An 8,141-nucleotide genomic window follows, 5' to 3' on the forward strand; every position below is an offset into this window, starting at 1 on the left:
AATATAACTAATATCAATCAGAAAAAAAGCCATTCACATTGGTGAATGGCTTAGCATTTTCGTTTTTAGTAAAATTTCAGATCTACTGCCCTTTTACTTTATTTTTAAATTGATCAAACTTGCCAACCTTATTCTCTTGTGGCCAACTATTATTTGAAGTATCAATATCTGCAGTTTCCTGATTAGGGTCAACTAATATCTTAGAAATCGCTTTTTCTGATGCAATAGCTCTTTTCACTGCATCATCATTCTTTCTCCAGATTTCTGCCGGATACGTAACTGTTTCTGTTGATCCATCCTCATAGGTATACTCAACGATCAAAGGCATCACAAGTCCCCCTGGTTTTTCGAAAGTAATTTCATAGAAAAATTTAGGTTCTTTTAAATTATCACGTTCTTCGATAGAAAAGTTATCTAATAAATACTCTTTTAGGGTTTTACCATCATCTATAATATTTCCGTTCTTCTTTATCGTTGCATATTCATCGCTGCCCTCTTCAACCATAAATACTAATGGTCCAAAGTCTTCTACTCTTGCTCCTCTGGCTTTAGCGAAATCTTTTGCGCGTTGATTTGGTTCTTTTGAAACTACAAATTTCTTAACATCTCTTACTCCTATATCAGTATAATCTGTAGTATAAAACCAACCTCTCCAAAACCAGTCTAAATCTACTGCAGAAGCATCTTCCATGGTTCTAAAAAAGTCCTCAGGTGTTGGGTGTTTAAACATCCATCTTTGAGCATAAGTTCTAAATGAATAATCAAAAAGTTCTCTACCCATTACTGTTTCCCGAAGAATATTTAACCCTGTAGCCGGCTTAGCGTAAGCATTAGGACCAAATTGGTGAATATTATTTGACTGTGTCATAATTGGAGAAAGTAGTTCTTGATTACCACTCATATAAGGAATAATCTTAGCAGCTGGTCCTCTGCGAGAAGGGTACTTTTTATAATTTTTCCCTAAAGCTTCTGGATACCATTCTCCAAAATCCTGCTCTGCAACATATTGCACAAAAGTATTTAACCCTTCATCCATCCAAGTCCATTGACGCTCATCACTATTCACAATCATCGGGAAGAAGTTATGTCCAACTTCATGAATAATTACACTCATCATACCAAACTTGGTACGATCACTAAACTTACCTTTTTTATCGGGGCGTCCATAATTCCAACAGATCATAGGATATTCCATCCCCTGATTCTTAGCATGTACAGAAATAGCCTTGTGATAAGGATAGTCAAAAGTCATACGACTATAAGATTTTAAAGTACTTGCAACAGCCTTAGTCGACCAATCTTCCCATAATGGATTTCCTTCTTTTGGATACATGGAAACAGCCATTACATCTCTATCTCCTATCTTAACCGCCATCATATCCCAGATAAATCTTCTGGAAGTTGCGAAACCAAAATCACGAACATTTTCTGCTTTTAGTCTCCAAGTCTTTTTATCCTGTGCAAAAGTTTTTTCTTTAGCCTTTGCTTCTTTATCTGATACTATAATTACAGGTTTATCGTATGATTTTTTTGCTTTTTCATAACGGCTCATCATCTCATTAGTAAATACTTCTTTACGATTTACTAATACTCCAGTTCCATCTAAAATATGATCAGAAGGCACAGTAATATTTACTTCAAAATTTCCAAAAGGTAAAGCAAACTCTCCCCTACCCCAAAATTGATGGTTTTGCCATCCTTCTACATCATTATACACTGCCATACGAGGATAAAACTGAGCAATCACATACGCCCTGTTACCATCTTCAAACTCTTCATATCCAGATCTTCCTCTTCCATTTACGTGATCATTAATATTATACCACCAGTCAATCGAAAACACAAACTTTCCACCAGAAGCCAAGTTTTTTGGCATCTCTACACGCATCATAGTCCTATTAATAGTATATTTTAAAGGATTACCACTAGCATCCTTTACGGAAGTGATATTAAATCCTCCATCGAATCCTTGTCCCATATACTTACCCACAAACGTATTTGGTTGATCTGCCATAGCAACACCACCAGGTTGAATCAAAGGAGTCTTGGAATCTCTGGAACGCATATTTTGATCTAATTGTACCCACAAAAACTCTAAATCATCAGGAGAATTGTTGGTATATGTAATGGTTTCTTTACCTGATAGCTTTTTATTTTTGTCATCAAGCTCTATATCCATTTTATAATCTGCCTGTTGCTGATAATATGCCGGACCAGGAGCACCTGAAGCTGTTCTATACATATTAGGAGTAGCAAACTCTTCATATAATTGCTTGAATTTATTTTGGTTTGTATGCCCTAATTCTCTAGACTCTTTAGCTCCTCCCTGATTTTGAGCATACATAAAAGATCCCGATAACATAAAAGTCATCGAAAGTGTGAAAAGTATCTTTTTCATTTTTTTAGTAGTATTGTGTTAAGTATAATAGCTTGCAAAATAGCTGTTTTTTAAAAGTTTAATGATTTATTTACTAAACTTTAACATCCCATTATCTTTTCCTTTTTCCAGGATAAGGCTTTTGCGCTGTTTGCCTTTTTTTACATGAATAATATTTTGTTGTTCTTCAAAGAGATCCATTAGGATTTGATTAGAAACCTCGATGACTTCTAACGAAGAAATATTTTCTATTTCCAGATAACAAATCATTAAATCTTCTTCGTACTCCTTACCAATAAAATTCAATGACTTCTGTTCTCCATTTACATTAATTAAAAGCTTCTGATCAAAATACTTTTTCAGGTATTTATTAACCCCTGAAGTTTCTTTCTCTACACCTAGCATAATTGAATCGTTATATCTTTCTTTAAGAAGTTCTTCTATATCATCAATAAAAATTCTAGAAATCATTTGTAATGACTGCTGCTCTTCATTATGCTCAATTTGGGTGACGCTCACATAAAATTTATGGGCTTTCTTAAATGAGCTCATCGGAACTATAAACACACATAATATAATTAATATTATTCTCTTCATTATTAAAAGTTTCAAGGCGATAAATGTAATTAATTTTAAAGTTTTGAATTAAAAAATTGTGCCAAAGTTAAATTTCGTCATTCAATTTCTTTAAACACCTTATAGGATTTTGCCTTTTTCTGAAAGAATTCTACTAATGTAAGTTTTTTAGAGCTTTGCAAGAGATTTTTAAAATACTCATCTTTTGCACAATAATACATAAAATCCGATATCAAATCCTCTGGCAAATCCAGTCCATCCACAAAAAAAGAGATGTTAAATGAAGTCTCTCCCTTTTCTATTAATCTTTCTAAATCTTCTATCGCCTTTATTCTTTTTAACTTTTTAAGAGTACCGTTAAGGTAATTAATAGGTCGATCGAGTATACCTGATTTTGCCGTATAGATTTTACGCTCAGCTTGTGTTGGTTGTTTTATATCCCTAAAAGGAAGTCCTAAACTTTTATTGTTTACAAATGGTTGTATCTCTACAATAGTTGCATCTTTATTAAGATTACCCGAAAGCTCTACATTACTTACATTTACTTGTTCGAGTTTTCTGACTATAGGTTTCAAAATAACTTCAATCTTTTCTTTATCCAAATCATCCTGAGTAACAAGTAATGATAATGGTTCATATTGAACCGAAGAAAAAACAATAGAGTCTCCTATTCTGGCTGGAATATCAAAAAAACCATGCTCATCATTAGTCGTCCCAACTTCTTTAGTAAAATTTACGATATTAATAGCGTATCCTTCAAGAGAATCTGCAATGATTTTACCTTCAAGCATCTCGGATTGTCCAAAACCTTGAAAAGAAATCAAAATAAAGAAACTGATCACTATTATTTTAGTCATATATGTATGTTTAATGACCAAAACATTAGCGACAATTAAAGGACGTTATGTTTAGAAAAGTTAATACCCTTCTAGATCATCAACATATAAGACTCTCGAAAATTAGTTGCGTTACAGACTTATCAAACAATAAAGCTATTGTCGCTGTCTATAAAGCTTGCTTTGATAAACCAAAAACTGAAGAAGATCAAGTTCTTTTCCTGACTCAAAATACTTATTATTCAGACCGTTATCTTCAGCAAAAAAGATAAAATCATTGATTTGATGTATTTCTAAAGCTAAATAATCTTTAAAAAACTGATCATTATATACATCTCTGACTTTAACATCTATATCGATACTCTTTTTTTTCTCTTTGACAATTAATTTATTATCATATACAAACTTAAAAAGGTTAACAAAATTTAGTCCGTTGATCATTCCATCTTTTGTAAAAGAATTATTGTCTAGCGTAGAAAGACTATCTGGTCTAAAATCATAATCTGCATCATTAATCCTTGTTGATGTTTGTTCTGCTACCTCCGCAATATTTCCTTGATCAATTTCTATTTTATTGACATCTACTTTTACATTACCCAATAAATCATACGGAGTTACAATTACCTCTTCTAGTAGATTTACAGATTCGTTTAGAAAAATATTCAATCTTTTACTATCAATTATTCCTTTATCTACAACAATTATAAAGTGTTGATATTGCATCGCTACAACTTCAATCCTATCATTTATCCCTGCACTGATTCTAAAAACTCCTTTATCATCTGTAATGGTACCTTTACTAGAAGTTCTGTTATAGACCACTACCCCTTCTACATCATCTCCTATTGGAACACTAACCTTACCATCAATCATAACTCTCGGGGTGATTTGTGCTAAGGATAAACTAATTGTAAAAAAGGTAAAAAAAATAGCGAATTTTACTTTCATAGTAGGGATAGTTATTGATTCTGGATAGTCAAGATACTACATTTTTTTTATCTTCCTAAAAGATTTCGATATAAGAAAACGTTAAACTACCTTTATCAAAAAAACAGATGAAAAACTGTATTATTGCCAGTACTTCTACTATTCACGGGAGTCAACCACTGGAATATCTACAAGAAACCTTGGTAGAATTGTATAACAATTGTGACGAAATATTATTTATACCCTATGCCCGTCCTGGTGGAATATCACATGATGAATATACGATTGGAATCAATAATATTTTCAAAAAAATTAATAAAAAAATAGTCAGCATTCATATGTTTGATAACCCTAATGAAGCGTTCGGAAATGTTCAAGGCATATACACTGGTGGTGGAAATACTTTTCTTCTGGTAGATCAATTATACAGAAATCAAGTCATTGAGTCATTAAGAAAAGCTATACAATCAGGTATTCCATATTTAGGAACAAGTGCAGGTAGTAATATCTGCGGTTTAACAATGCAAACTACCAATGACATGCCTATTGTTTATCCCTCCAGTTTTAAAACTTTAGGTCTGGTGCCTTTTAATATCAATCCTCATTATCTTGATCCTGATCCAAAATCTACTCATAAAGGAGAAACCCGAGAGACTAGAATTAAAGAGTTTCATCGTCTTAATCCACAACCAGTAATAGGGTTAAGAGAAGGTAGCTGGTTAGAAGTAAAACATGAAGAAATCATCTTAAAAGGAAGTTTATCCGCTAGGATTTTTGAGCAAAATAAAGCTCCTTATGAGATTGATCCTGGTACCTCATTATCTCAGTTAAATTAGTCATATTTATGAATTATCAAAAGATATTGAATACTATTTCTTCTGAAGTTTCATGTAAGAACAGTACGGGCAAAGTAGCATCATATATCCCCGAACTAGCAAAAATAGAAGCAGAAAAATTCGGAATGCATTTGTATTGTGTTAATTCAGGACATTATGGTTTTGGTGATCATCAAGAACGATTTTCAATCCAAAGTATCTCTAAAGTTTTTGCACTTACCTTAACTATGTCTTTGTTGGATGATGAACTATTCAAAAGAGTAGATGTCGAACCCTCTGGAGATCCTTTTAATTCTCTAGTTCAATTAGAATACGAACAAGGAATACCTAGAAATCCATTTATTAATGCCGGTGCATTAGTCATTTCTGATATACTGATTTCACACTTAGCAAACCCAAAAAAAGATTTTTTGGAATTCATACATGATATTACAGATAATAATACGATTATCATCAATCCAAAAGTGTTTCAATCCGAAAAAAAATACAGTCACCGTAATGCTGCTTTACTTAATTTGATGAAATCCTTTGGTAATATCAAAAATGATATTGAAATAGTTTTAGACTTTTATATTTATCAATGTGCTATTGAAATGTCTTGCATGGAAATTGCCACAGCTTTTATGATATATGTAAATGGCGGAAAAAAAATGACTACTAACAAGTCAATACTTTCTCATCACAAGGTTAAACGTATTAATGCTATAATGCAAACTTGTGGTTTTTATGATGAGGCAGGTGAATTTAGTTTTAGAGTTGGTTTACCCGGCAAAAGTGGAGTTGGTGGTGGAATAGCTGCAGTTCACCCCGGGCAGTACGCTGTTACAGTTTGGAGCCCTCCTCTTAACCCAAAAGGAAATTCAGAACTGGGAATGTATGCATTAGAAAGACTTACAACCCTAACAGGTTTGTCTATATTCTAAATAAAATTCTAATTGAGTGTGAGATCACGCTCCAAGCGTGACGACATTCACTCATATTCATTCATAAAAAAAACTCACTAAAATAGTGAGGCTTTATCAGAGCGGGAGATCACGCTCCAAGCGTGACGACATTCACTCATATTCATCCATAAAAAAACCTCACTAAAATAGTGAGGTTTTATCAGAGCGGGAGATCACGCTCCAAGCGTGACGACATTTACTCATATTCATCCATAAAAAAACCTCACTAAAATAGTGAGGTTTTATCAGAGCGGGAGACCGGGTTCGAACCGGCGACATTCAGCTTGGAAGGCTGACGCTCTACCAACTGAGCTACTCCCGCGTTCCGGACGGCAAATGTATAATATTTTGATTAAATAAATAAAACTTTATCATTAAAAATTTATTAGTCGGGGAAAAAACAACTTTCTAAGTAATACTTTTAAACGGCAAAAAACGTATTTCGTCTAAAAAAAATTGTATTTTTGAGTGTATTGCCATTAAAATTAAGCTAATCACTATCTTTAAGATGGTTAAGTTTAATTATTTTGAAATTAAACTTAATGTAGCAGATTAATAAAAAATTTACCCCTTAGAATTTTAAAAAATTGTTACCAAATGAAGTTGAAAACTACCATTATCCTACTTGTTATATTAAATCTAGGAACAGTATATTCTCAGGTTAAAGTAGGAGATTCTCCTAATATTATTGATCCCTCATCATTGTTAGAATTAGAAAGTGCAGACAAAGTATTTGTACTTACTAGAGTCAGTGATGCAGAAATGAATCTAATTTCACCTTTAGCAGGTGCTATGGTATATAATACTGACCAAAACTGTGTACACCAATATAATGGTATTAGTTGGCAATCCTTATGTAGTATGGCGGAGACAATTACATTTATTCTGGACAATAATGATGGATCCTTTACCTATACAAATGAAGATAATATAGCTGTTACTATCAATAAAGCACAACTAATTGCTAATGGAGATGGGACTTTCTCTTTTGATAACGGAAATACTACTGGATCCATAGATTTTGTGGGAACAGATGATCAAAATGCTGCTGAGGTTTCTTATGACAATACTACTTCTGCACTTTCAGGAACCAATGTACAAGATGCTATAGATGAATTAGCAGCCGGAAGTACCGACAACCAAACTTTATCTACTGATAATAACCCTGGAAATATTTCTATAAGTAATGGAAATACTATTACTCTTAATGTAGATGATGCCGATAGTGATCCTACTAACGAAATTCAGGATCTGAACCTGAATACCACTACTAATATTTTAACGGTAACGAATAACGCATCCGCAACTGATATTAATCTTACTCCTTATCTTGACAATACCGATAACCAACAGATTACTAATTTCAACTTCGATCCGACTACTAATATTATCACATTAGAACTCGAAAATAATACTACTCAGACAATTGATCTTTCTATATTGAACAACCCAGGAACTGATAGTCAAACATTGTCTACCAATGGTACTTCTGGAGACATATCTATTAGTGGTGGTAATAATATTGCCTTAAATGTTGATGATGGGGATTCGGATGATAGGAATGAAATACAAAATATTACCTCTCCTGATGGATCTATTACTGTTACACCTAATGGAGATAATTTTGAAGTTGGAGTGAATGTTC

At 33.0% G+C, this 8,141-nt stretch carries 6 protein-coding genes, 1 tRNA gene and 1 pseudogene; 3 read left to right on the forward strand and 5 right to left on the reverse strand.

Features of this window, described 5'->3' with window-relative positions:
• Positions 1-82 precede the first annotated feature (82 nt).
• The 4 genes from J8M14_RS19460 to J8M14_RS19475 all read right to left on the reverse strand — a co-directional run bounded on the left by J8M14_RS19460 (position 83) and on the right by J8M14_RS19475 (position 4,737).
• Positions 83-2,398, reverse strand: a complete 2,316-nt coding sequence (locus tag J8M14_RS19460) for a M1 family metallopeptidase (protein ID WP_211076497.1) — start codon at positions 2,396-2,398, stop codon at positions 83-85.
• A 66-nt stretch (positions 2,399-2,464) separates the two neighbouring features.
• The gene (locus tag J8M14_RS19465; protein WP_211076498.1) at positions 2,465-2,974 is read right to left on the reverse strand and encodes a DUF6702 family protein; all 510 of its coding nucleotides are present in this window, start codon (positions 2,972-2,974) and stop codon (positions 2,465-2,467) included.
• 77 nt (positions 2,975-3,051) lie between these two features.
• Positions 3,052-3,810: a hypothetical protein gene (locus J8M14_RS19470; RefSeq protein WP_211076499.1), complete on the reverse strand. Its 759-nt coding sequence runs from the start codon at positions 3,808-3,810 to the stop codon at positions 3,052-3,054.
• 135 nt (positions 3,811-3,945) lie between these two features.
• On the reverse strand, positions 3,946-4,737 hold the full coding sequence (locus tag J8M14_RS19475) for a hypothetical protein (protein WP_211076500.1): 792 nt from the start codon (positions 4,735-4,737) through the stop codon (positions 3,946-3,948).
• A gap of 107 nt (positions 4,738-4,844) precedes the next feature.
• Here J8M14_RS19475 and pepE point away from each other — a divergent pair, with 107 nt between their 5' ends.
• Both pepE and J8M14_RS19485 read left to right on the forward strand, forming a co-directional pair.
• Positions 4,845-5,552: a dipeptidase PepE gene (gene pepE, locus J8M14_RS19480; RefSeq protein ID WP_211076501.1), complete on the forward strand. Its 708-nt coding sequence runs from the start codon at positions 4,845-4,847 to the stop codon at positions 5,550-5,552.
• A gap of 8 nt (positions 5,553-5,560) precedes the next feature.
• Positions 5,561-6,475, forward strand: coding sequence for a glutaminase (locus tag J8M14_RS19485; protein WP_211076502.1), 915 nt, complete (start codon positions 5,561-5,563; stop codon positions 6,473-6,475).
• Between the two features lie 270 nt (positions 6,476-6,745).
• On the opposite strand, the gene J8M14_RS19490 is transcribed toward J8M14_RS19485, so the two are convergent.
• Positions 6,746-6,818, reverse strand: a tRNA-Gly gene (locus tag J8M14_RS19490).
• 275 nt (positions 6,819-7,093) lie between these two features.
• Here J8M14_RS19490 and J8M14_RS19495 point away from each other — a divergent pair.
• A pseudogene (locus tag J8M14_RS19495) lies at positions 7,094-8,141 on the forward strand (hypothetical protein); the annotation flags it as partial.

It is taken from the genome of Aquimarina sp. MMG016 (assembly GCF_018100805.1).
Classification (GTDB): Bacteria; Bacteroidota; Bacteroidia; order Flavobacteriales; family Flavobacteriaceae; genus Aquimarina.